The following is a 22,830-nucleotide window of genomic DNA, read 5'->3' as shown; positions in this document are numbered from 1 at the left end:
CGCCTTCGCGGGGATGACGGGGGTGTGACATGGAGGATTACGCCTTCTGGTTGTCGTCCACCTCGGAGAATTCGGCGTCGACCACCTCTTCCTTCGGGCCGGATTCGGCGTCCGCCGACGGAGAGGCTTCGGATGCCGCCTGCTTCTCGTAGATTGCCTGGCCCAGCTTCATGGCCACCTGAGCCAGCGCCTGCGCCTTTTGCGTCATCGCATCGGCATCGCCGCTTTCGACCGCCGTCTTGGTCTCTGCAATCGCGGCTTCGATCTCGCCCTTCAGCGCCGAATCCACCTTGTCGCCGTTGTCGGCCAGCTGACGCTCGGTCGTGTGGATCAGACTTTCGGCGTTGTTCTTCGCCTCGGCAGATGCCCGGCGCTTCTTGTCCTCTTCGGCGAACTGCTCGGCGTCGCGCACCATCTGCTCGATGTCGCTGTCCGACAGGCCACCCGATGCCTGGATGCGGATCTGCTGTTCCTTGCCGGTGCCCTTGTCCTTGGCGCTGACGTTGACGATGCCGTTGGCGTCGATGTCGAACGTCACCTCAATCTGCGGCACGCCGCGCGGCGCAGGCGGAATGCCGACCAGATCGAACTGGCCGAGCATCTTGTTGTCCGCAGCCATTTCGCGCTCACCCTGGAACACGCGGATGGTCACCGCCTGCTGATTGTCATCGGCAGTCGAATAGACCTGGCTCTTCTTCGTCGGGATCGTCGTATTGCGGTCGATCATGCGCGTGAACACACCGCCCAGCGTCTCGATGCCCAGCGACAGCGGGGTGACGTCCAGCAGCAGCACGTCCTTGACGTCGCCCTGTAGCACGCCTGCCTGGATGGCCGCACCGATCGCGACGACTTCGTCCGGGTTCACGCCGACATGCGGCTCCTTGCCAAAGAAATCCTTCACGACCTGACGCACCTTGGGCATCCGGGTCATGCCGCCGACCATGACGACCTCGTCGATGCCGTCGTTCTTGACGCCCGCATCGGCCATCGCCTTGCGGCACGGCTCCAGCGTGCGCTGGATGAGATCGTCGACCAGCCGCTCCAGATCGGCGCGGCTGATGCTCTTCACCAAGTGCTTCGGGCCATTCTGATCGGCGGTGATGAAGGGCAGGTTGACCTCGGTCGTCGCCGCGCTCGACAGCTCGATCTTGGCCTTTTCCGCCGCTTCCTTCAGCCGCTGAAGCGCCAGCTTGTCCTTGGTCAGGTCAATGCCTTCGGCCTTCTGGAAATCCCCGGCCAGGAACTGGACGATCTTGGAATCGAAATCCTCGCCGCCCAGGAAGGTGTCGCCATTGGTCGCCTTGACCTCGAACACGCCGTCGCCGACCTCCAGGATCGAGATGTCGAACGTGCCGCCGCCCAGGTCATAGACCGCGATGGTCTTGTTCTCGTTCTTGTCGAGGCCATAGGCGAGCGCGGCCGCCGTCGGCTCGTTGATGATGCGCAGCACCTCAAGCCCGGCGATCTTGCCGGCATCCTTGGTCGCCTGGCGCTGGGCGTCGTTGAAGTAGGCGGGAACGGTAATCACCGCCTGCGTCACCGTCTCACCAAGATAGCTCTCGGCGGTTTCCTTCATCTTCTGAAGAATGAACGCGGAAATCTGCGACGGCGAATAATCCTCGCCGCCCGCCTTCACCCACGCATCGCCGTTCGGCCCGCGCGTGATGGAATAGGGGACCAGCTCCGTGTCCTTCTTGGTGATCGGATCGTCGAACCGGCGACCGATCAGCCGCTTCACCGCGAAAACGGTGTTGTCGGGATTGGTCACCGCCTGGCGCTTGGCCGGCTGGCCGATCAGCCGCTCGCCATCCTTGGCGAACGCAACGATCGACGGCGTGGTGCGCGCACCTTCCGCATTCTCGATCACCTTGGGCTTGCCGCCCTCCATCACCGCGACGCACGAATTGGTCGTGCCGAGGTCGATACCGATTACTTTACCCATAGCTCCTCGTAAGCCCCCGAAAGTTCAAACAGTTGGTGACCGACCCCGCCCATCCCTGGCCGGATCGCTCGGTTGACTGGACGGGATATAGGCGGGCTTTGGCTTGCCGCAAGATTGGGCGGACGTTACCGGTGATTCCCGAATTGGGAGCCATGTCATGATCCGCCGCCTTCTCACAATCGCCCTGCTGTCCGGCCTGGCCGCCTGTGGCGGCATCGGGGAACCGGCCGTCACCGACGCGTGGGTTCGCCTGCCCGCCGTCGAGGGACGGCCTGCGGCTGCCTATTTCGCGTTCACCGCCGGGCGCAACGCCGCGGTTCTGACCGGCATCACCACACCGCTCGCCACGCGGGCGGAATTGCACGAAACCATCCGCCGGGACGGCGGGGCCATGTCCATGGCCGCCATTCAAGAAGTGCAGGTCGCACCCGCCGAGACCATCCGGTTCGAACCGGGCGGCAAGCACGTCATGCTGTTCGGGGTGACGGCCGGGGCCGCGCCCGGCGCCACGGCACCGCTGACCCTGCAGTTCGCGGATGGCAGCACGGTCCGGACAGAGGCGAAGCTGATCGGCGCGGGCGATCCCGCACCGGGTGAATAACCATCTGCACGGGGGGAACAGCGAACCATGCCGACCATCATCGATCGTTTCCGCTCCTCCACCCGTGGCTGGCTGATCGGCACGCTGGCCGGCTGGGGTACGCTGGTGCTGATCGTCGGCGGCCTGCTGGTCAGCTTCTATTTCCAGGCTCAGGGCACGCTGACCGGGGCGGCCTGGCTCGCCCCGATTGTCCTAGCGGGCGGGCTGGGCATCGTCATTGTCCGCTGGCTGGGCAACATCGCCACCGCCTATGAATTGACGGAGGACCGGCTGATCCTGCGTCAGGGGATCATTGCCAAATCGATCGACGAAATCGAACTCTACCGCGTCAAGAATGTGCGGATCGATTTCACCATCATCAATCAGATTGCGGATATCGGCCGGATCACCATCGGGTCGTCGGACGAAACCACCGCCGCTGCGCCGCTGGTCATGCGGGACATTCCCGGTGCCCGCGCCCGCCGCGAACAGATCCGCGACCGGGTCAACCTGGCCCGCCAGGCGCGCGGCGTGCGCGAAATCGATTTCGGCGGCGATGCCGTCTGAATGGCGGCGCCGTCCCGCCCGCTGACGCCCGACGAGATCGCGCTCGCCCGGACCGTGTTCGGCGATGCGCTGAACTATGACGCGGCGCGCGTCGCCAATCGCAAATGGGCCTTTTTCCAGCCTCGCCGTGTGACGATGGCCCCGGTGGGGACAATCCATTTCCACCCGAAGGGCGGCCTTTATTGCGACGATTTCGGCTGCGCTGCCCCGCATCTCCAGGGGCTGTTCATCCACGAACTGGTCCATGTGTGGCAGCATCAGCAGGGCATCTTCCTGCCGCTGCGCCGACACCCCTTCTGCCGATACGACTATGCCCTGAAACCTGGCTGGCGGCTGGACAGGTACGGCATCGAACAACAGGCGGAAATCGTCCGCCACGTCTTTCTGCTGCGGCAGGGCATGGCCGTCCCCGGCGCACCGCCGCTGGAGCAATATCGGGGCATCCTGCCCTTTTGATGGTGTGATTATCCGGGCAGGCGCCAGATCACGCGGCGCGAACCGAGGCTGCGGATCGCTTCGCCCGCTTCGTTCCTTCGGGGCGTAAAGCGCCCGCGCTTGATCATCGCTTGACAGGCGGCATCGTCCAGCAGCGGCCACCCGCTGGTGCGCGTCACATGGCATTGGCGGACCCGGCCGTCCACATCGATGATCCACGTCACCACCACCATGCCCTGTTGGCGGTCGATGACGGCGCGGGGCGGATAATCGTCGGACGTAAGCCATGCACCCGGATCGCCGTCGGCCGCTGCCGGTCCGGGCGCGGTCGCGCCGGCCAACACCGGATCGGGCCGGCCAATGCCCCATTGCTGCATCAAATCGGCATCACAATCGCGGATCGCCTTCAGCAGCGCCGCCATGTTGCCCACCGCCAGTGTGATGGGTGGATCGCGGTCCATCGTGAAACTGATCCGGTTTGCGCCGTCCAGATCGCTCAAGGCGATCGGCGTAAAGGTGGAAATCATCCACCGCCCCGCCTTGCCGACCGGATCCACCCACAGATCGGTATCGATGGGGTCCGGCCGATTGGAAAGGCCGACCCGCATCCGTTGCCATAATTTCGGCCTGCGTTCACTAACCAGCCCCAGCGTCGTCGATTCAAGGCCGGGCGACGGCAGCACGGCCAGCGTCACCGCCTCGGCCCCTGAACCAAAGCTGCGGATGGCGGCACAGCTTTTCTCGCCGAACTCCAGCGTCCATCCGGTCGATGGACTCAGCACGACCGGATCGGCGGCGGGCAACGGCGGTGCCAGCACAGCGGCCGCAACCCCGGCCCAGATCACCCGCCACCCTCTGCGCATCGCTGCCCCCGGTTTTCGCCTGTTCGCAGTGGCTTATCGGAAATCGTCCGGTCGGGCCATCGCTATTCCGGCGACAGCTGCGGTGCAGGCTCCATCCGCTGCATGATCCGCGGCGGTGGCGGTGGCGGTGGCGCGGCACGGGGTGGCGGCGGCGGAGCGGCGCGGGGCGGCGCGGGGGCTATTGCCGCCGGCTGCGACGGGCGAACCATCGGGGTGGCGGGCCGAGTGACCGGCCGGGCACCGGCGCGCTCTGGCGTGTATAGCGGCCGGGTCGGCTGGCCCCTGCCCGTCACCCCGCCGCCTGGCGGCGGAGCGATGGCGGGGCGCTCCAGGGACCGGTCGGTCCCGGGCGGGCGTCGACCCGACCCGGCACCGGCATCGCGGTCGGGCCGGATGCCGATGGCGCCGGGGGGCGACTGGGGCCGGGTCGGCCGAACGGCGGGCGCGCGCTCGATCCGGTCGGGGCGCAGGGCGTCTTCCCGCCGCACCGGCCTGCGGATCGGGTCGGGGGATGACAGGATGGGCGGGGCTGCATTGCCATCGGGACGGCCGGGCCGGATCGGACGCCCGCCCGTCTCCGGACGTCCGGGTCGACCAAGGCGCCCCGGCCGGTCCAGTCCGGGCGGCGGCTCGCCCACGAACCCCCGTTCGCGCCAGTCGCGGAACGCCTCTGCCCGCGCCCGCCGCCGTTCGCGTTCCAGCCGCCAGCGCTCGCGCTCCGCCCTGCCCCCTGGCGACCGGCGATAGCTGCCCCACAGCGGATCGGCGGCATAGCCGAAATCCCAGGTGGCGAAATTGTCCCACAACAACGGCGCGCTGCCCGCCCATATCTCCGGCCGCACTGCATCGCGCCGCCCCTGTCCGTCGGCTTCGGCGCGCAGCATCTGGCCGCGTCGCAACAATTCGATGGCATCGGCCCGCTGGACGGGCGCTGGCGCTGTCGTCGACAGCCGACCGTCGCCGCCATAGACGACCGCCAGCCGCTCGCCCGAAAAGCCATAGCTCCAGTCGGTATCCCGCACCAGGAACGGCAGCATCGCGCCGGGCTCGAAATAATATCCGCGCACCCCGTCCGGCCCCACCGGCTCGGTGATGACCCAATAGCCGTCGGCGGTCACCCACACCCATTGCGGGTCTCCGCCGCCGCTGGCCAGCGAGAAATCGGGCGGAGCCTCGCCAATCGCTTCCCACAGCGCATCGGCCCGGTCGATCCAGGCATAGTCGGCGGCCTCCGCCCCGAACTCGCCGATCGCCTGCGGCGGATAACCGGCGTCGGCCGCCAGCGGCATCATGCATCCGCCCAGCATCAGCGCCATCGCCGTTATGCTCGCCATCATCCTGACCCGTGCCATCGCCACTCTCCCTGACGTTCGGGATGAGATCGTGCCGCTGAACAGGGCATGAGCGGTGCGCATCGTCACCCCCGCACGAACAGCGTCTTCAACCAGCGCGATCCGCCCCGCGCCGCCGTCTGCCAATCGCCCTCCTCCGCTTCCGTCTCGGTGCGTTCGGGATCCAGCAGCTTGACCCGCGCCCCCCGGAACGCCGCCATTCGCCCGGTCACCAGCGTCAGGCCGTGTTCCAGCGCGGTCGCCGCGATCAGCGCGTCGCGGTCGTCGGTCAGGGGCAGCTTCGCCCGCCTGCGCACCACGGCCGGGTCGACGGCCAGGATCCGCCCGTCGAACGCCGCGCTGACCGGCCCGTCGAGCCATTCGCGCCAAGCCTCGCCCTCGGCGCGCGACCGTGCCTCGGCAATCGTCGCCGCGCGGTAGAGCGTCATCAGCGAGACGGCGGACAGGAACAGCCGGTGGCGGGGCGTCCGCCCGGCCCATGCGGACAGGCCGGGCGCTCCGCCGCGCCTCGCCTCGCGCAGCCCGACCAGCATGGGGGCGTCGATCAGGAACAGAGGATCAGCCTCCTGCCGCCATCGCCGCCGCCAGATCGGCGGGATCGAACGCCGGCGCCCCTACCCGCGCGGCCAGCAGGTCGATCACCCCCTCCTCCTCGCCCGCCATCCGGCGATAGGCGGCGATGGACAGCAGCACATGGCTGGGCCGCCCACGATCGGTGACGAACACCGGCTCGACATCGGCGAATCGCTTGGCGGCGGTCACATCCTGATTGAAGGCGCGGGCAGAAATCAGCTTCATGGCGCGTCTCGATGGTCCGAAATCCACTCTTTCGATGTACCTACATTACTACAACGTTGCCACGGTGCAACAAATTGCAGCCGGGGGCCGGAAATCGTCGGGGTCGATCCATAAACCCGCTTGCACGCGCACGCGGATGACGCTCCCCATGCCTCCGCCCAAGGCATGACCGGGCGGGGGAGAGGAATGTTTTTCGAAAGCCGGATCTTTCGGGCATGGTATGGCGGCATGATGCTGCTGTGGGCAGCGCTGTTCGCCGCCTTCTGCTCGCTCGGTTTCCTCGCCCAGCACTGGTATTACCCCGCGATCATGGTCGTCGGCGCGTTTGTCGCCGGCCTGACCCCAGAGGGAGGCGGCGCGGTCGCCTTTCCGGTGCTCAGCGTGTTTCTCGACATCAAACGGGAAATGGCCCGCGATTTCAGCCTGATGATCCAGTCGGTCGGCATGACCAGCGCCAGTATCTGGATCCTGTCCCGGCGCGGACATGCCGTCTCTGCCTATGCCCCGGTGGTCTGGTTCGTGCCCATCGCCTTTGCCGGTTTCGTGCTGGGGATGCTGCTGCTTCAGGCGATTCCGGTGTTCATCATCCAGGCGCTGTTCCTGTCGCTCATCTTCACCTTCGCCCTTGCCTATGCACTGGGCGGCCATCGCGGCGACCGGTCGGAATTGCGGACGGCCAAGGCCGGGGATCATGCGATGCTCGCCGGGGTATTGTTGGTCGGCGGAATGTGCGCCAGCCTGTTTGGCACCGGCGCCGACATCTGCATCTACACCCTGCTCGTCACCCGGTTCCGGATGCGGGAAAAGGTGGCGACGCACATCAGCATCATGGTGATGGCGGCGATTTCGGTGCTCGGCTATGGCTATCGCGCCTTCTGGGACGGCGACATCACCGCCTATCAGGTCCAGACCTGGTTGTGCGCCTGGCCCGTCGTCCTGTTCATGGCGCCGTTCGGCAGCCACATCCTCGCCAGGCTCAATGTCGAATGGATGCTGCGCGGCATCGTCGCGCTGAACATCTTCCAGCTCGGCTATTTCAACCTGAAGAACCCCAGCCTCGAAAAGCTCGCCTGGTCGGGCGCGGCCAGCGCCCTGCTATTCGCCCTGTTCTGGTTCTCGCTCACCCGGCTTGCCCGATACAGGGCTGCTTGTCCCCCTGATCCCGTGGAACTTGAAGCATGACGATCTCGGAGTGGATCGCCGATCTATGGCGCGTGGCGGGCGACATCCTCAATGCCCATGGCCCGGCGGTCCAAGCGGCCAAAAGCTATGCGCCGTCGGATTATTCCATCCACTTCTTCCTGCAGATCGCGGTAATCCTAGCCACCTGCCGCGTGGTCGGCTGGGCGGCCAATCGCTTCTTCGGCCAGCCGCAGGTGGTGGGCGAAATGATCGCGGGCGTGATCCTCGGCCCGTCGCTGTTCGGGCTGCTGTTCCCCGAGGTGCAAGGCGCACTGTTCCCCAGGGAGACGCGCAATGTCCTCTATGTCGGGGCGCAGTTCGGCGTCGGCCTTTACATGTTCCTGGTCGGCACCACGCTCCGGCTCGATCATTTCCAGTCAAAGGCGAAAAGCGCGGTCGGCGTGTCGGCGGCAGGGATCGGCGCGCCGTTCCTGTTCGCCTTTCTGATCACGCCGTTCCTGCTCACTATTCCGGGCCTGTTCACGGACGGGATCAGCCGGGTGAACGCCACCTTGTTCATGGGGGCGTGCATCGCGCTCACCGCCTTTCCGATGCTGGCGCGGATCATCAACGAACGCGGCCTGGCCAACACCTCGCTCGGCACGCTGTCCTTGACGGCCGGCGCGTTCGACGATGCCGCCTCCTGGTGCATCCTGGCCATCGTGCTGGCGACCTTTGGCGGCGGACCCGGCGTCGCCTTGCTGGCGATCCTGGGCGGCGTGTCTTTCGCTGTCTTCATGCTGCTGTTCGGCCGCCGCTTGCTCGCCCCGCTGGGTGGGATCGTCGAGCGTCAGGGGCAGATGAGCCACGGGCTGCTTGCCGTCGTCCTGATGCTCTATGCCCTGTCCGCATTCGTCATGGACGCGGTCGGCATCCATGCCGTGTTCGGCGGTTTCCTGCTCGGCGCCTGCATGCCGCGCGGCCGCTTCGTCGAGGAACTGAAGCGCAAGGTGGAACCGATGACGGTCGTGTTCCTGCTGCCGATGTTCTTCACCTATTCGGGCCTCAACACCCGGCTCGACATGGTGAACAGCATCACCCTGCTGCTGGTCGCGCTCGGCATTCTGGCCGTCTCGATCGCCGCCAAGTTCGGGGCCTGCTGGCTGGCGGCGCGGCTGGCGGGCGAGGACAACCGCACCGCCATGGGCATCGGCGCGCTGATGAACGCGCGCGGGCTGATGGAGCTGATCATCATCAATATCGGCCTGCAAAAGGGGATTATCGGCCCGACCCTGTTCGCCATGATGGTGCTGATGGCGATCGTCACCACGGTGATGGCGGGGCCGCTGTTCGAACTGGTCTATGGCCGCAAGGCGCGGGCAAGCGGCGAGCTGGGCGCGCTGTCCGAGGGTGCCGGGCGGACGCCAGTCGCGCGATCGGTCTAAGCCGCCATCCCCTCGGCATGGAAACTGTCGATCAGCGCGCGGTGCGCCGGCAACTCGCTGGCCGCCCGCGCGCCGAACCGCGCGATCCGCTCGAACTGCCGCCTTGCCCCCGCCAGATCGGCATAATCCCCGCGCACCGGCGACAGGTCGGTCGGATATTCCATCCCGTACAGGATGTACTGATAGTTGAACCAGGCGAAGCTATCGAGATCCAGGATGAAATCGAACCGCCCCGGCGGGCGATAGCGCCATTCCTCCAGCAGCTCCGCCAGCCGCTCCGGCACTGATTCCGGCGCGGCATTGTCCCGCCAGAACGGCTCGTCCCGGCGGCTCAGGCAATAATGCAGCTTCAGGAACGCGACCGTATTGTCGTACCGCGCCCGCATCCGCTCGTTGAACCGGCGCGCAGGCCCGGCGACCGGCCCGGTAAGCGGCAGCAACTCCGCAATCATCGCCGCCGCCGTCTCGATCATCACCATGCCAGTCGATTCCAGCGGCTCAAGGAATCCCCCGGCCAGCCCCACCGCGACGCAGTTCTTCACCCAGGGCGTGGTGCGATACCCGGCCTCGAACGGCAGCGCCCTGACGGCGACGTCGCGGCTGCGCCCGCCGCTATAGGCATCCAGAATGTCGTGCGCCCGCGCGTCGTCCAGGTGATCGCTGGAATAGACGCAGCCCAGCCCCCGCGCGCCCGACAGCCCGATATTCCACAGCCATCCGCCTTCATGCGCGGCGGCGATGGTATAGCTGTCCAGCGGCGCGTCGGCCCGGTCATAGGGCAGCTTGCAGGCGATGGCGCGATTGGCGAACAGCGTGTCACGCACGCCTTTGAACGGCGCATCCAGTGCCCGCCCGATCAGCTCGGCACGAAATCCGGTGCAATCGACATACAGGTCTGCCGTAAGCGGCCCGTGCGCCGCACACTGGACTGCGGCGATCGCCCCGGTCTCGGTATCCAGCGTCACCCCGTCCAGCCGCCCTTTCAGATGCCGGACGCCCAGCTCAACTGCCCGCATGGCCAGCACTTCGCCAACCCGCTGCGCATCGAAATGATAGGCATAGCTGAGCGGCCCGTCGAACGCCTCTTCGCCCGCCCGCTTCGGCGCACGCTGGGCCGCCGCCACCCGGTTCTGAATGGTCATCGCCTCGGCAAAGGACGGGCGCGCCGCAGGGTCCTCCAGCAGCCAGTAATCGACCAGGCTCGGCCCGCCCTCGCCGTCGAACGGCGCCTCGAACGGATGCAGGTAACTGTGCCGCCGGCCGCCCGTCGGCGCGTGCAGCCAGTCGTCGAACCGGATGCCCTGCTTGAACGTCGCGCACGCCTCCCGCACGAACGCCGACTCGTCCACGCCCAGAAAGCGCAGCGTGTTGCGGATCGTCGGGAAACTCCCCTCGCCCACGCCGATGATGCCGATGTCCGGCGATTCAAGCAGCGTGATGGTGACGCGGGGATTATGTTCAAGGTCGAAATGCCGCGCCAGATAGGCAGCGGTCAGCCACCCTGCCGTCCCACCGCCGATAATCAGGATCGACCGCTGCGCCATGCCGACAGGCATAGGGCAAGCAGTGCCACCGGGCTAGAGGATGAAATCGCCTGCGCCGAGCGCGGCCTTCGCCACCCCGTTCAGCACGATGAAATCGCCATTGCCCAGGTTGATGAATGCCGTCCCGCCATTGTCGCCCATCGCTGCCTGCACCGCCGCGAACGACGCAAAGCCGAATGCCGACAGGTCGATGCGGTCAGTGCCCGCCTGGAAATCGCCGATCACGTCGCCGCCGGTGCCGCGCGTAAACACGAACCGGTCGGCACCCGCTTCGCCGAACAGCACGTCATTGCCCCCGCGCCCGTCCAGCACATCGTCGCCCGCCCCGCCGAGCAGGTAATTGCCGATGTCGTTTCCGGTGATGCGGTTCGCCAGCGCATTGCCGACGCCAAACGGCGTCGCGCCCTGCAATACCAGGTTCTCGATCCCGCCGAACAGATAGTAACCAGCACCGGCGATATCCGCATATACCGTATCGGTGCCGCCATCGGCGTCCTCGAACACCAGGTCGGCGGGGGTGTCGACCCAGAACTGGTCGTCGCCGGTGCCGCCGAACAGATAGTCGAAATCGCCGCGCCCGCTATTGCCGAACAGCTGGTCGTTCCCGGCACCGCCGACCAGCTGGTCGAACACGAAATCGTCCCCGCCGGTCAGCACATCGTCGCCGTCCTCGCCGTACAGGCCATCGCCGCCCTCGCCACCGAAAAGCCGGTCGTTGCCGCCGCCCCCGACCAGCACGTCGTTGTCCGCATCGCCGAACAACTGGTCGGCCCCGTCCTCGCCCCACAAAAGGTCGATGCCCGCGCCGCCGCTGATCCGGTCGTCACCCGCACCGCCCAGCAGCAGATTGCCCCCCGCATTCCCCAGCAACAGGTTGCCAAGCGCATTGCCGACGCCGAAAAACGCGGTGCCGTCCAGCAGGATCAGGTCCTCGACATTGGCATAGAGGTAGAAACTGGCGTCGGCGACGGCGGTGTCGTGCCCGCCATCGGCATCCTCGAAGATCAGATCGTCCTGCCGGTCGACCAGATATCGGTCGTTGCCCAGCCCCCCGCGCATCGCATCCAGCCCGCTGTCGCCCCGCAGGATGTCGTTGCCGCTGCCGCCGATCAGCGTGTCGTTCCCCGCCAGTCCGCGCAGATCGACGCTGCCGGTCAGTCCCGCAGCACCAATGCCGTCATCGCCGTTCGTGCCCGTGCGGACGGTGGCCGCCCCGCTGGCCAGGGTCGCCGCATCGACCGTGCCGTCGGCAAAGGCAACGCGCTCGATCCCGATCAGCACGTCCTGGCCATCGCGCCCGGCGACCAGATCCTCGATCACCATCGTGCCGTCCACCATGCGGACGGCATAATCGCCGGCGATGCCGCGCAGCACCACGGTATCGGTGCCGTCGCCACCGTCGATCCGGTCGTTGCCGCCGCCGCCGGTCAACCGGTCGTCACCGCCGCGCCCCTCGATTGCATTGGCCTGATCGTTGCCGGTCAGCACATTGGCCAGCGCATTGCCGCCCAGCGCCACCATCGGCCCCTCGGCGGCGGCGGCTTCCCCCGGCCCGTTCTTGGCGGCACCGTTTTCGCCGTTCAGCAGCGTTGCATTCTCGACATTGGCCGCCAGCGTCGCCAGCCCCACGGTCGAATAGACATTGTCCTCGCCCGCGCTGCCCAGCGCCTCGCTCATGTCCGATGCGCGCTGGATCAGCGACTGGGTGCCGGTATCCAGCCGGATCACCCGCGGATCGATCGTTCCGGCTTCGGTATCCGGGGTATTGCGCAGGATCTCCACGTCCTGCGACGCCAGATACAGGTCGGCCGCCAGGAAAAAGCCGCTGATGACCTTTTCCCCGATTTCCAGCGCCTTCACCACCGGGCTGACCACCGGGAAAAAGACCGCCGCCGCCTTCAGCCCGTCGACGGCGGTATCGAACAGGTCGCCGGACGAATAGGCGCGCCCCGAATCCGTCGCTTCGTTCAACGTCTTGGTCAGCGACGACAGGATTTCGGATTTCAGCTTGTCGACAATCTGCTTGCGGATTTCCTCGTTCTGCTTGGCATCGGCAAAGGACAGCTCGGGCGTCGCCTTCTTCACCGCCTCCTGCAACGCAATCGTCAGCGCGCCGTCTGGCGAAAGCTTGTCCTTGAAATAGGCCCACAGCTTCCTCGCCGCAGCCTCCGACCCCAGTTCGACGACCAGCTTGGCGACCTGGCCGCGCAGGATCTTCAGATACGGCTCCATCTCCCTGGCCCAGTCATAGGCCTCGGCGATCCGGTCGGTCGTATATCGGACGCTCAGCAGATCGCCGGCATCGAACGGCGACTGCTCGCGGTAGAGTTGCAGATTGCCCGGCACGATCTGGCCGGAAAACTGGAATTCGCCCAGCTTGCCGTCCGCGCCCGAATAGCTGACGACGGTCAGCGTCGCGCCGGAAAAGACGAAATAGCGGCCAGGATCGGCCGATGTCCGCGTCGATGCGATGTCGCCATCGCTGAAATCCATGATGCGGTCGCGCGCGCCGGTGGTCCGGTCGATGACATAGGTATCGACATAGAACCGGTCCGCGCCCGCGCCGCCGGTCAGGATGTCGTCGTTGCCGGTGGCCACCGAGTTCCAGCTGACCAGGATATCGTTGCCGTCGCCGCCCAGCAGCTCGTTGCCGCCTTCGTCCCCGCCAAAGGCCGCATCCCCCTGTTCATGGGCGAACAGGACGTCGCGCCCCGCCCCGCCCTCGATCCGGTCGGCGCCGTGCCCGCCCGACAATACGTCGTCGCCGCCCTCGCCCAGCAAGGTGTCGGTCCCGTACAGGCCCAGCAGCACGTCGCCGCCCTCGCCGCCTGCCAGCCGGTCGCCGGTCAGGCTGCCGATCATCCGGTCGGCATGGGCGGAACCGATGACGCTCTCCACGCCCTCGATGCTGTCTTCGCCCGGCGTGCCGGCACCCAGCAGATTGACGGTGACGCCGGCGGTTGCCGCTGCATAGGAAACGGTATCGAACCCGTCCCCGCCGCGCAGGTCGTCGGCCCCGCTGCCGCCGATCAACAGGTCGTCGCCCTCTTCGCCGATCAGCGTATCGTCGCCGTCCAATCCGCGCAGCACATTGGCCAGGCTGTTGCCGGTGATCCAGTTGTCCAGCGCGTTGCCCGTCCCCTCCCGTGCCGAGCTGCTGGTGGGCGGCCCGTTCAGCAACAGCAGTTCCAGGTCCTCGACATGATCGGGCAGGGTGTAGGAGACATAGGACAGCACATCGTCATAGCCCTGCCCGGCCAGCTCGCTGACCTGCTGGCTGGTCGAATGGACGTAATAGGTGTCGTTCCCTACCCCGCCGCGCATGATGTCGTTGCCGGAATAGGCGACCAGGATATCGTCGCCGCCGCGCCCTTCCAGCACATTGTCCGAATTGGTGCCGACGATGTAATTGTCCGCGTCATTGCCCGTGCCGTTGATCGGCGCGCTGGAATAGAGTTCCAGCACCTCCAGGTTCGCGCCCAGGGTATAGCTGATCGCCGATCGGACGATGTCGAACCCTTCATTGGCATATTCGATGATGGTGTCGCCGATCGACCGGACCAGCAGGATGTCGTTGCCCAATCCGCCGTACAGGATGTTCGATCCCGAACCGCCGTCCAGCAGGTCGGCCCCCTCGCCGCCGTACAGCGTGTCGTCGCCGCCGTAACCGAACATCCGGTCGTTGCCGCGAAAGCCGTTCATCACGTCGCGTTCTTCGGACAGGAAAAATTCGTCATTGCCCGAAAACGCGGATTCCAGCAGCGCCAGGTCGTCGGCATTGCTCGAACTGCGATAGGCGTTGAATATGGCGACCGCAGACACATCGATCCCCTCGATGATCAGCGTGGCGATGCCGGATACCAGATCCTGTTCCAGGATGCCGGTCACCCGTCCCCCGGTAATCTGGCCATTGCTGGTATAGGCGAGGTCATAGGCGCCAAAGGTCAGCGACATGATCTCGCTGCCATCCTTGCCGTTTACATAGAATGTGTCGGGATAGGTGACGCCGTTATAGACGAAATTGGTGTTCTTCTCGGCGTCGGCATCCACCTGATGGCGGCGATACCAGTACAGGTCGATCTCATTGAAATTAGTGCCGACATTCACCCGTACGCGTGCCATTGAACCATCCCCCCCGTCGCCCGCGCCAGATGTAATCCGGCTCGACCGAAGGGATTGGAGATTTTGGACAAAATCGGGCTAGCGAGGGCGGCAGGATGCCTGTCGGCCTAGAGGATGAAATCGCCCGCGCCGAGCGTGCTCATCGCCACGCCGTTCAGCACGATGAAGTCGCCATTGCCCAGGTCGATGAACGCGGTCCCGCCATTCTCGCCCATCGCTGCCTGCACCGCCGCGAACGAGGCAAAGCCGAATGCGGACAGGTCGATCCGGTCGGTGCCCGACTGGAAATCGCCGATCACGTCGCCGCCGGTGCCGCGTGCGAACACGAACCGGTCGGCACCCGCTTCGCCGAACAGCACGTCATTGCCACCGCCGCCGTCCAGCACATCGTCGCCCGCCCCGCCCAGCAGCCAGTTGGCGCTGCCGCTGCCGGTGATGCGATTGGCCAGCGCATTGCCGACACCGAACGGCGTCGCGCCCTCCAGCACCAGATTCTCGACATGATCGTACAGGTAATAGCCGGCACCGGTGATATCCGCCTGCACGGTGTCGATGCCGCCGCCCGCCGCCTCGAACGTCAGGTCCGCCGGCGTATCGACACGGTACACGTCATTGCCCGTGCCCCCGTCCATCAGGTCGTAATCGCCAAGCCCGCTCGCCCCGTCGAGCAGGTCGTTGCCCGCACCGCCGACCAGGATGTCGGTCACGAAATCGGTTTGGCGAAGCGGCCCGCCGCTGATCACGTCCAGAATATATTCGCGGTGCCCATGCAATGCGTCATCGCCCTCGCCGCCGATCAGATAATCGGCCCCGTTGCCGCCCCAGATCACATCGTCGCCGATGCCGCCGTCGATCACGTCATTGTCGTTCTGTCCGAACAGGGTGTCGTTGCCGGTTTCGCCGAACATCCAATCCGCGCCCTCGCCCGCATCGATCCGGTCGTCGCCGTCGCCGCCCAGCAACAGATTGGCCAGATAGGACCCGATGATCAGGTTATCGAGCGCGTTGCCGACGCCGTACCCCCCCGGCGTCGTTGTGGGTTCAAAGGCGAGGCGGAACGCGGTCAGCTCCAGCTCCTCGACATGGTCCGGCAGGTAATAGCCGGTGTCGGCCGCGACGATGCGGTCGCGACCCTCGCCCGCCGCCTCGACCACGGTGTCGCGCGCGTCATCGACGCGGTACAGGTCGTTGCCCGCCCCGCCGACCAGCCGGTCGACGCCGCCGCCGCCATCCAGATTGTTGTTACGCGCGTTTCCGACGATCAGGTTGTCGCTGCCATTGCCCCAGCCATATTCGCCGTTGACGACATACAGGTCCTCCACATGGTCGCGCATCCAGTGGAAATCGGCATAGGAATAGACGGTGTCGTGGCCGCCGTCCGCTTCCTCCACCACCCGGTCGAACAGATCGTCGAACAGATAGATGTCGTCGCCCAGCCCGCCGACCATGCGGTCGGCCCCGCTGCCGCCGTCGATCCGGTCGTTGCCGTCGCCGCCGATCAGCACGTCGTCGCCCGATCGCCCCTGCATCTCGACGCCGCCATCGCCTGCGTTCAGGGCGTCGATACCGCCCGTGCCGATCATGATGGAGCCTATCGGCGCGGTCACGATGTCGGTCAGCGCGATCGTGCCGCTCACGCGCACCTGCAGCGCACCAGCGGCGGTCTGCGCCGTCACGATGGTCCCCGCGCCATCGACGGTCAGGGTGATGCCGGTCGCCCCGATGCGCGACAGGTCCAGCCGGTCCTCGCCGCTGACGAAATCGGCGATCCGGTCCATCGCCGCTGCGGTGGAATCGCTTGCGGATCGATAGACGAACAGGTCCGCCCCGCCGCCGCCCGTCAGCACGTCGGCACCCGACCCGCCAGCAATCAGGTCGATGTCCGCCCCGCCGTTCAGCACATCCGCCGCGTCGCCGCCCCACAGCACGTCGGCACCCTCGCCGCCCTCGACCTGCTGAACGCTGGCCGATCGCCGCCCGTCGAACAGGTCAAAGCCGCCGTTCAGCGTCACCAACCCGTCCAGCCGCCCGGCATTGACGACGATATCGTCCCAGATGCCGAGCGTGATGCTGCCGCTCACCCGCGCGTCGGCGCTGTTCCAGAACCGGTTATAGCCCGCATCCAGCTCGATCCGCCCGTCGAGCAGCCCGGTATTGGTCAGGTGCAGCGCGCCCGAATAGCTTGCATGACGCACGATCGCCAGTTCGGCGCTGATCGTGCCGTTGTTGACGATCCGGTTGACGACATTGATGTTGACCGAACCGGTGAAGAACGCGATGCCGACCACATAGGCATTGGCCTCCTCCGACGTCGCCTCGATCAGCCCGTTGTTGACGAAATCGCCGACCAGCCAGGCGCCGATCGCCATCCCCCCCGTCTGCGTGTCGGCATCGGCCAGTCCGGTGGCGCGCAGCGTCCCGTCGTTCCGCGTCGGCGCACCCAGGAAATAGGCATAGGCGTAATTGCCCACCGCCTCGATCGTCCCCAGATTGCTGACATTCCCCGCCTGGACGCCGTAAGCCGTGCCCTCGGCGTCCGTGACTGCACGCACGGTGCCGCGATTGACGAACCGGTCAGACAGGCCCTCCATCAACACGCCGGTTGCGATGCCGAAATAACCATTGGGTGCCGAAGCGGTGCTTTCGATCAGGCCCTCGTTGGTCAGCGTCGATCCGGTCCGGACCAACACGCCATTGCCCTGGCCGATGCCCTGGTGGTTGACCCGGATCGTGCCGCGATTGTCCAGGTCGGCACCGTCCAGGACGATCAGCGTCGGTCCCGTCACCGTCTGGTCGGCCGTGATAACGGTATCGACCCGCACTTGCGGCGCGCCATCGGGGCCGGTGGTCACCGCCATGATCGCCTCGGCATCCCCGGCGATCGCGCTCACCCCATTCGTCATGCCCCGCTCCCGATACGCAACACCGCGCGATCAGGTATTTCAGAGCGGATCATTCAGCGCAAGCAAGCAACCGGGAAGTCCATCGCCGCTCGGGGACGAAATATGGCCTAAACCTTCCTGACGACGCTTTCCGGCAGATCCTTGCCGAATACGCGCTGATAATATTCGGCGACCAGCGCCCGCTCCGCCTCGTCGCACTTGTTCAGGAACGACAGGCGGAACGCGAAGCCGACATCGCCGAAGATCAGCGCATTCTGGGCCCAGGTGATGACCGTCCGCGGGCTCATCACGGTCGAGATATCGCCGTTCACGAACCCGCGCCGCGTTAGTTCCGCCACGCGGACCATATTCTCGACGACTTCCTTGCCGCCCGGCTTGTCATATTCGCCCGACTTGGCCAGCACGATCTGCGCCTCGGTCGCGGCGGGCAGATAGTTCAGGGTGACGACGATGTTCCACCGGTCCATCTGGCCCTGATTGATCTGCTGCGTGCCGTGATAAAGCCCGCTGGTATCGCCCAGCCCGACGGTATTGGCGGTGGCGAACAGCCGGAACCACGGGTTCGGCCGGATGACCCGGTTCTGGTCGAGCAGGGTCAGCTTGCCCTCGGTTTCCAGCACGCGCTGGATCACGAACATCACGTCTGGGCGGCCCGCATCATATTCGTCGAACACCAGCGCGGTCGGGGTCTGCAGCGCCCAGGGGAGCAGCCCCTCGCGGAACTCCGTAATCTGCTGCCCGTCCTTCAGCACGATGGCATCGCGCCCGATCAGGTCGATGCGGCTGATATGCGCGTCCAGGTTGATGCGGATGCACGGCCAGTTCAGCCGCGCCGCCACCTGTTCGATATGGCTCGACTTGCCGGTGCCGTGATAACCCTGAACCATCACGCGGCGGTTATGGGCAAAGCCCGCCAGCACGGCCATGGTCGTGTCGGGATCGAACACATAGGCCGGATCAAGGTCCGGCACCCGCTCGTCCGCCTCGCTGAATGCGGGCACTTCCATGTCGCTGTCGATGCCGAACACGTCGCGCGCCTTCACCATCTTGTCGGGTGCGGCGAGGATCGTCATGTCGCGGCTGTCGGGCTGGGTATTCGGGATGCTGGCCATGTCGATTCCGTTGTTGCCCGTTGTCAGTGGGAAGCCGGGACGGCCAGGTCAAGCGCCGATCTTTGGCGGCAGCGCGAATAAGGTGCAGAAATGCGCCGCCTGCGCCTGATCGCCCTCGACGCGAAACAATCCTTTTTCCACCGCCATCGTTAGCGGCATCGGCCCGAACAGGGCGGGCAGGAAATCGTTCGGCTCGCCGACGAATATCGCCGCCGCCCCGTCGGCCGTGCCGCGCTTGATACCGATCGTCCCGTCGGCCAGATCGCACCGATACAGGTCGTCGCCCAGCCGGAATGCCATCGACATCCGCTCGCCCGCCGCACGGTCGGCCAGCAGGTTCATACGCAGCGCCAGCATCAGCGAAACCCGCGAAAAGGGCAGCGAAGGATCGTGCCGGGGCGACCGCAGCGCCCATCGCCCCAGCGCCATCACCACCGGCTCCGCCTCATAACCCCATGGCGTGAGCGAATAGACGGGCACGCGGGCGGGCGGCGGCAGGATGTCGCGGACCAGAATGCCATCCGCCTCCATCGCCTCCAGCCGCTGGGTCAGCACCGTGGCGCTCAGGCCAGGCAGCCCGGCCCGGATTTCGCCGAACCGCCGCGGCCCCAACAGCAATTCGCGGATGATCAGCAGCGCCCAGCGTTCGCCGACGAATTCCAGGGCGAGGGCGGTGCCGCAGGCATCGTCGTACCACCGCCCCTTTCGCTTACGACCCATGTTAGTTATTTTTTCTAACTGCATGGTTGCAATAACTAACTGACTGCGTCACCTCTTTCAAGCGGGCCGACTCGGTGGACAACGGGTCGGTCGGTAACGGCCGGAAGGAGGGACCCATGGCCCAGATGATCTTCGTGAACCTGCCCGTCAGCGACGTGGCACGGTCAACCGCCTTTTATCAGGCCATCGGCTTCGAAATCGATCCTCGGTACAGCAATGAACAGGGCTCGGGCATGATCTGGTCCGACACCATCTATTTCATGCTGCTGTCACGGCCGTTCTACTCGACCTTCACATCCAAGCCGATTGCCCATGCCAACGCCGTCAGCGCTGCGCTCTACGCGCTTTCCTTCAACAGCCGGGAGGCAGTGGACGCCGTTACGGAAGCGGCCATCGCCGCCGGGGGTCGGGAGGTGCATCCGCCGGAAGATCATGGCTGGATGTACAGCCGTGCCTTTGCCGACCCGGACGGGCACGGTTTCGGTCCGTTCTGGATGGACATTGACGCCGCGCTCGCCGCGACGAACGCGCCGCAGCAGGAGCCGGCATGATGGCGGACAAGCTCACCACCGTCCTGTGGTTCGACGGCGATGTCGAGGCGGCGGCAAACGGAGGCTGACCATGTCGTTCCAGGCCTATCTGAACACCATTCATCAAAAGACCGGCAAGACGCCCGCCGACCTGCGCGCAATGGGCGCCGAACGCGGCTGGACGGCGGGCGGCACGCTCGCGCCGGGCATCAAGCCGATGGGCATCGTGGCAGTGCTGAAGGAGGAGCTCGGCCTGGGGCACGGCCATGCGATGGCGGTGGTTGCGCTCCTCAAGGGGGCGAAGAAGGAGGGCGACCAATGACGCTTACCATCACCGGCTTCGACTGGGTTCCGGATTTCGCGAAAGGCTATGTCCGCGATCTGCGCGTACGCTGGGCATGCGAAGAGATCGGCTGCGAGTATCGCATGGACCTGATCGACCCGCGAAACAAACCCGCCGACCATTATGCGCGCCAGCCCTGGGGTCAGGTGCCGACGCTGGACGATGGCGGCGTCGAATGGTTCGAAAGCGGCGCGATCCTGCTGCATCTGGGCGAGCGCAGCCCCGCCCTGTTGCCGACCGATCCGGCGGCCCGCGCCCGTACGATCAGCTGGCTGTTCGCCGCCTACAACTCCGTCGAACCGTGGATTTTCCAGATCGTCGACGTGATGCTGTTCTCCTCAGACAAACCTTGGGCAGAGGCGCGACGTCCCAGCCTGGTCGCCGATGCGGGCAAGCGGCTGGACCGGCTGGTCACGGCACTTGGCGACCGCGACTGGCTGGCGGGCGACTTCAGCATCGCCGATATCGCCATGATCACCATGCTGCGCGACGATTGCGGCACCGGCGTGATCAGCGATCGCCCCGCGCTTGTCGCCTATGTCGAACGCGGCACCGCCCGCCCCGCCTTTCAGCGCGCGCTCGCGGCGCAACTGGCCGACTTCAATCCCGAAGCGACCGCAGCATGACGGCCCTGCCCCGCCTCTATTTCCATCCCTTCGCGCAATATTGCCAGAAGGTGCTGATCGCCCTGTACGAGCGGGAGGTCGCGTTCGATCCCGTCCGGATCAACCTGGGCGATCCCGACAGCCGGGCAAAGCTGGCGCGCGTCTGGCCCTTTGCGAAGTTTCCGGCGCTCGACACCGGCGACGGCACGATCCTGGGCGAATCCGGGGTCATCATCGACTATCTCGACACGCTGTCGCCGGAACGCGAACCCATGATCCCGGCGGACCGGCGGGCGGCGCTGGAACCGCGCATGCTGGAGCGGGTGCTGGACCATCATGTCGCCGATCCGCTGACCCGGATCGTGGTCGGCCGCTTCACCGGCAAGACAGCGGACGAGGCCGCCGAGCGCGCGACGATCGCCACCGCCTATGACTTTCTGGAGGCCCGCCTGCCCGGACGCGCCTGGGGTGCGGGGGATGCGTTCGGCCTGGCCGACTGCGCCGCCGCGCCCGCATTATTCTATGCCAATCTGGTCGAACCGTTCGGCGACCGTCCGCTGCTCGCCGCCTGGTTCGCGCGGCTGCGCGCGCGACCCGCCATCGCCCGCGTCATCGACGAAGCGCGCCCCTACCGCGCGGGCACGCCGTTCGACTGGCCCGCCGATTACTGAGGAGGAGAGGATCATGAGCTATATCGACGGATTCGTGCTGCCGGTGCCAGAGGGCAAGCGCGGCGCCTATGCCGATCTTGCGACCCGGATGAGCGGCGTGTTCCGCGATCACGGCGCGCTGCATGTGGTCGAGGCCTGGGCGGACGATGTGCCCAAGGGCGAGCACACCGATTTCTGGATGGCAGTGAAGGCAGAAGAAGGGGAAACGGTCGTCTTCTCCTGGATCGTCTGGCCGGACAAGGCGACGCGCGACACCGGCTGGGCAGCGGTGATGGCCGACGAACGATCCCAATCCAACGCGACAGCGGAGATGCCGTTCGACGGCAAGCGCATGTTCTGGGGCGGCTTCACGCCCTTCGTCGACGATCGCGGCTGACGCGCCCGGGAAAACGAGGAGGGGAAACATGACCAATCCACATGGCAGCTGGCTCTGGTACGAGCTGATCACCACCGACGCCGACGCGGCCGCCGCATTCTACGGCAACCTGATCGGCTGGGAAGCCCGCTCCGCGGGGCAGGAGGGGATGGATTACCGCCTTTTCGCCATGCATGGCGAGGATATCGGCGGCTTCATGGCGATGCCCGGCAATCCGATGCCGCCCTGCTGGCTGGGCTATGTCACCGTCGATGACGTCGATGCCACGGCCGCGCTGGTCACCGACCATGGCGGCGCCATCCATATGGGGCCGCAGGATATTCCCGGCGTCGGCCGCTTCGCCTTCTGCGCCGATCCCGACGGCGCGATGTTCTACATCATGCGCGGCAGCGTGGAGAGCGGGGTCAGCAAGGCGTTCGGCGGGCATGACGGTCCCGCCGGGCACTTCGCCTGGAACGAGCTGTCCGCCGCCGACCCTGCCCGGTCGCTGGCCTTTTACGGCGCGCTGTTCGGCTGGGTGGTGCTCGACACGATGGATATGGGTCCGGCGGGCCAGTATCAGATGCTCGGCCCCGCGGGCGGCGCACCGATGGGTGCGGTCATGCCGATGCAGCCCGGCACCCCCCGCCCCGCCTGGAGCCATTATGTCCGAGTCATCGGCATCGACGCGGCAAAGGGCCGGGTGGAGGCAGGCGGCGGCACGGTGATGTTCGGCCCCAGCGAAATTCCCGGCGGCGAATATATCCTGGTCGCCACCGACCCGCAGGGCGCGGCCTTCTCGCTCGTCGGCCCGAAATAAG

21 protein-coding genes are annotated in these 22,830 nt (G+C 66.2%); 11 read left to right on the top strand and 10 right to left on the bottom strand.

Features of this window, described 5'->3' with window-relative positions; all coding sequences use genetic code 11:
* Positions 1-37: 37 nt before the first annotated feature.
* The gene (dnaK, locus tag ACPVPU_RS06165; protein ID WP_448660090.1) at positions 38-1,942 is read right to left on the bottom strand and encodes a molecular chaperone DnaK; all 1,905 of its coding nucleotides are present in this window, start codon (positions 1,940-1,942) and stop codon (positions 38-40) included.
* 157 nt (positions 1,943-2,099) lie between these two features.
* Here dnaK and ACPVPU_RS06160 point away from each other — a divergent pair, with 157 nt between their 5' ends.
* The 3 genes from ACPVPU_RS06160 to ACPVPU_RS06150 are packed head-to-tail and all read left to right on the top strand — an operon-like array spanning position 2,100 to position 3,545.
* Entirely contained in the window at positions 2,100-2,543 is a 444-nt protein-coding gene (locus ACPVPU_RS06160) for a copper chaperone PCu(A)C (RefSeq protein ID WP_448660089.1), read from the top strand.
* Between the two features lie 27 nt (positions 2,544-2,570).
* Positions 2,571-3,089: a PH domain-containing protein gene (locus tag ACPVPU_RS06155; protein WP_448660088.1), complete on the top strand. Its 519-nt coding sequence runs from the start codon at positions 2,571-2,573 to the stop codon at positions 3,087-3,089.
* Positions 3,090-3,545 carry a vgr related protein gene (locus tag ACPVPU_RS06150; RefSeq protein WP_448660087.1) on the top strand — a complete coding sequence of 152 codons (456 nt, stop codon included), beginning with the start codon at positions 3,090-3,092 and terminating at the stop codon, positions 3,543-3,545.
* 8 nt (positions 3,546-3,553) lie between these two features.
* On the opposite strand, the gene ACPVPU_RS06145 is transcribed toward ACPVPU_RS06150, so the two are convergent.
* From ACPVPU_RS06145 to ACPVPU_RS06130, 4 genes are all read right to left on the bottom strand, one after another.
* Complete coding sequence (locus tag ACPVPU_RS06145) at positions 3,554-4,387, bottom strand: energy transducer TonB (RefSeq protein ID WP_448660086.1); 834 nt, start codon at positions 4,385-4,387, stop codon at positions 3,554-3,556.
* Between the two features lie 62 nt (positions 4,388-4,449).
* Positions 4,450-5,739 carry a hypothetical protein gene (locus ACPVPU_RS06140; RefSeq protein ID WP_448660085.1) on the bottom strand — a complete coding sequence of 430 codons (1,290 nt, stop codon included), beginning with the start codon at positions 5,737-5,739 and terminating at the stop codon, positions 4,450-4,452.
* A gap of 65 nt (positions 5,740-5,804) precedes the next feature.
* Complete coding sequence (locus tag ACPVPU_RS06135; protein ID WP_448660084.1) at positions 5,805-6,272, bottom strand: PIN domain-containing protein; 468 nt, start codon at positions 6,270-6,272, stop codon at positions 5,805-5,807.
* A gap of 25 nt (positions 6,273-6,297) precedes the next feature.
* Positions 6,298-6,537, bottom strand: a complete 240-nt coding sequence (locus ACPVPU_RS06130) for a type II toxin-antitoxin system prevent-host-death family antitoxin (protein ID WP_448660083.1) — start codon at positions 6,535-6,537, stop codon at positions 6,298-6,300.
* Positions 6,538-6,723: 186 nt separating this feature from the next.
* On the opposite strand from ACPVPU_RS06130, the gene ACPVPU_RS06125 reads away from it, so the two are divergent.
* Positions 6,724-7,719 carry a TSUP family transporter gene (locus ACPVPU_RS06125; RefSeq protein ID WP_448660082.1) on the top strand — a complete coding sequence of 332 codons (996 nt, stop codon included), beginning with the start codon at positions 6,724-6,726 and terminating at the stop codon, positions 7,717-7,719.
* Positions 7,716-9,104, top strand: coding sequence for a cation:proton antiporter (locus tag ACPVPU_RS06120; RefSeq protein WP_448660081.1), 1,389 nt, complete (start codon positions 7,716-7,718; stop codon positions 9,102-9,104). The genes ACPVPU_RS06125 and ACPVPU_RS06120 overlap by 4 nt, the downstream gene beginning before the upstream one ends.
* Here the strand turns inward: ACPVPU_RS06120 and ACPVPU_RS06115 are convergent.
* The 5 genes from ACPVPU_RS06115 to ACPVPU_RS06095 form a co-directional block, all read right to left on the bottom strand.
* Entirely contained in the window at positions 9,101-10,648 is a 1,548-nt protein-coding gene (locus ACPVPU_RS06115) for a tryptophan halogenase family protein (protein WP_448660080.1), read from the bottom strand. The two genes, ACPVPU_RS06120 and ACPVPU_RS06115, sit on opposite strands and share 4 nt — an antisense overlap.
* Before the next feature lie 33 nt (positions 10,649-10,681).
* Positions 10,682-14,770 (bottom strand): calcium-binding protein, encoded by a 4,089-nt coding sequence (locus ACPVPU_RS06110; RefSeq protein ID WP_448660079.1) that lies wholly within the window; start codon positions 14,768-14,770, stop codon positions 10,682-10,684.
* Positions 14,771-14,877: 107 nt separating this feature from the next.
* Positions 14,878-17,673 (bottom strand): calcium-binding protein, encoded by a 2,796-nt coding sequence (locus ACPVPU_RS06105; RefSeq protein ID WP_448660078.1) that lies wholly within the window; start codon positions 17,671-17,673, stop codon positions 14,878-14,880.
* Positions 17,674-17,780: 107 nt separating this feature from the next.
* Positions 17,781-18,785 (bottom strand): cobaltochelatase subunit CobS, encoded by a 1,005-nt coding sequence (cobS, locus tag ACPVPU_RS06100; protein WP_448660077.1) that lies wholly within the window; start codon positions 18,783-18,785, stop codon positions 17,781-17,783.
* 48 nt (positions 18,786-18,833) lie between these two features.
* Positions 18,834-19,505: a winged helix-turn-helix transcriptional regulator gene (locus ACPVPU_RS06095; RefSeq protein WP_448660076.1), complete on the bottom strand. Its 672-nt coding sequence runs from the start codon at positions 19,503-19,505 to the stop codon at positions 18,834-18,836.
* Positions 19,506-19,621: 116 nt separating this feature from the next.
* Here ACPVPU_RS06095 and ACPVPU_RS06090 point away from each other — a divergent pair, with 116 nt between their 5' ends.
* The 6 genes from ACPVPU_RS06090 (at position 19,622) to ACPVPU_RS06065 (ending at position 22,829) form a co-directional block, all read left to right on the top strand.
* The gene (locus ACPVPU_RS06090; protein WP_448660075.1) at positions 19,622-20,056 is read left to right on the top strand and encodes a VOC family protein; all 435 of its coding nucleotides are present in this window, start codon (positions 19,622-19,624) and stop codon (positions 20,054-20,056) included.
* 70 nt (positions 20,057-20,126) lie between these two features.
* Positions 20,127-20,357: a DUF4287 domain-containing protein gene (locus tag ACPVPU_RS06085; protein WP_448660074.1), complete on the top strand. Its 231-nt coding sequence runs from the start codon at positions 20,127-20,129 to the stop codon at positions 20,355-20,357.
* The gene (locus ACPVPU_RS06080; protein ID WP_448660073.1) at positions 20,354-21,004 is read left to right on the top strand and encodes a glutathione S-transferase family protein; all 651 of its coding nucleotides are present in this window, start codon (positions 20,354-20,356) and stop codon (positions 21,002-21,004) included. The genes ACPVPU_RS06085 and ACPVPU_RS06080 overlap by 4 nt, the downstream gene beginning before the upstream one ends.
* Positions 21,001-21,654, top strand: a complete 654-nt coding sequence (locus ACPVPU_RS06075) for a glutathione S-transferase family protein (protein ID WP_448660072.1) — start codon at positions 21,001-21,003, stop codon at positions 21,652-21,654. The genes ACPVPU_RS06080 and ACPVPU_RS06075 overlap by 4 nt, the downstream gene beginning before the upstream one ends.
* A gap of 13 nt (positions 21,655-21,667) precedes the next feature.
* Positions 21,668-22,030, top strand: coding sequence for a DUF1428 domain-containing protein (locus ACPVPU_RS06070; protein WP_448660071.1), 363 nt, complete (start codon positions 21,668-21,670; stop codon positions 22,028-22,030).
* A 28-nt stretch (positions 22,031-22,058) separates the two neighbouring features.
* Positions 22,059-22,829, top strand: coding sequence for a VOC family protein (locus ACPVPU_RS06065; protein ID WP_448660070.1), 771 nt, complete (start codon positions 22,059-22,061; stop codon positions 22,827-22,829).
* The last annotated feature ends 1 nt before the right edge of the window (position 22,830 follow it).

It is taken from the genome of Sphingomonas paludis, from assembly GCF_053502515.1.
This window is presented reverse-complemented; position numbering and strand designations above follow the sequence as displayed.

What these genes read in the sequence shown, in the direction of transcription:
- ACPVPU_RS06150 (WP_448660087.1), top strand. Translation starts at nt 3,090, where the DNA reads ATGGCGGCGCCGTCCCGCCCGCTGACGCCCGACGAGATCGCGCTCGCC.
- ACPVPU_RS06115 (WP_448660080.1), bottom strand. Translation starts at nt 10,648, where the DNA reads ATGGCGCAGCGGTCGATCCTGATTATCGGCGGTGGGACGGCAGGGTGG.
- ACPVPU_RS06125 (WP_448660082.1), top strand. Translation starts at nt 6,724, where the DNA reads ATGTTTTTCGAAAGCCGGATCTTTCGGGCATGGTATGGCGGCATGATG.
- ACPVPU_RS06155 (WP_448660088.1), top strand. Translation starts at nt 2,571, where the DNA reads ATGCCGACCATCATCGATCGTTTCCGCTCCTCCACCCGTGGCTGGCTG.
- ACPVPU_RS06135 (WP_448660084.1), bottom strand. Translation starts at nt 6,272, where the DNA reads ATGCTGGTCGGGCTGCGCGAGGCGAGGCGCGGCGGAGCGCCCGGCCTG.
- ACPVPU_RS06065 (WP_448660070.1), top strand. Translation starts at nt 22,059, where the DNA reads ATGACCAATCCACATGGCAGCTGGCTCTGGTACGAGCTGATCACCACC.
- ACPVPU_RS06090 (WP_448660075.1), top strand. Translation starts at nt 19,622, where the DNA reads ATGGCCCAGATGATCTTCGTGAACCTGCCCGTCAGCGACGTGGCACGG.
- ACPVPU_RS06130 (WP_448660083.1), bottom strand. Translation starts at nt 6,537, where the DNA reads ATGAAGCTGATTTCTGCCCGCGCCTTCAATCAGGATGTGACCGCCGCC.
- ACPVPU_RS06145 (WP_448660086.1), bottom strand. Translation starts at nt 4,387, where the DNA reads ATGCGCAGAGGGTGGCGGGTGATCTGGGCCGGGGTTGCGGCCGCTGTG.
- ACPVPU_RS06110 (WP_448660079.1), bottom strand. Translation starts at nt 14,770, where the DNA reads ATGGCACGCGTACGGGTGAATGTCGGCACTAATTTCAATGAGATCGAC.
- dnaK (WP_448660090.1), bottom strand. Translation starts at nt 1,942, where the DNA reads ATGGGTAAAGTAATCGGTATCGACCTCGGCACGACCAATTCGTGCGTC.
- ACPVPU_RS06095 (WP_448660076.1), bottom strand. Translation starts at nt 19,505, where the DNA reads ATGGGTCGTAAGCGAAAGGGGCGGTGGTACGACGATGCCTGCGGCACC.
- ACPVPU_RS06140 (WP_448660085.1), bottom strand. Translation starts at nt 5,739, where the DNA reads ATGGCACGGGTCAGGATGATGGCGAGCATAACGGCGATGGCGCTGATG.
- ACPVPU_RS06085 (WP_448660074.1), top strand. Translation starts at nt 20,127, where the DNA reads ATGTCGTTCCAGGCCTATCTGAACACCATTCATCAAAAGACCGGCAAG.
- ACPVPU_RS06075 (WP_448660072.1), top strand. Translation starts at nt 21,001, where the DNA reads ATGACGGCCCTGCCCCGCCTCTATTTCCATCCCTTCGCGCAATATTGC.
- cobS (WP_448660077.1), bottom strand. Translation starts at nt 18,785, where the DNA reads ATGGCCAGCATCCCGAATACCCAGCCCGACAGCCGCGACATGACGATC.
- ACPVPU_RS06080 (WP_448660073.1), top strand. Translation starts at nt 20,354, where the DNA reads ATGACGCTTACCATCACCGGCTTCGACTGGGTTCCGGATTTCGCGAAA.
- ACPVPU_RS06070 (WP_448660071.1), top strand. Translation starts at nt 21,668, where the DNA reads ATGAGCTATATCGACGGATTCGTGCTGCCGGTGCCAGAGGGCAAGCGC.
- ACPVPU_RS06105 (WP_448660078.1), bottom strand. Translation starts at nt 17,673, where the DNA reads ATGACGAATGGGGTGAGCGCGATCGCCGGGGATGCCGAGGCGATCATG.
- ACPVPU_RS06120 (WP_448660081.1), top strand. Translation starts at nt 7,716, where the DNA reads ATGACGATCTCGGAGTGGATCGCCGATCTATGGCGCGTGGCGGGCGAC.
- ACPVPU_RS06160 (WP_448660089.1), top strand. Translation starts at nt 2,100, where the DNA reads ATGATCCGCCGCCTTCTCACAATCGCCCTGCTGTCCGGCCTGGCCGCC.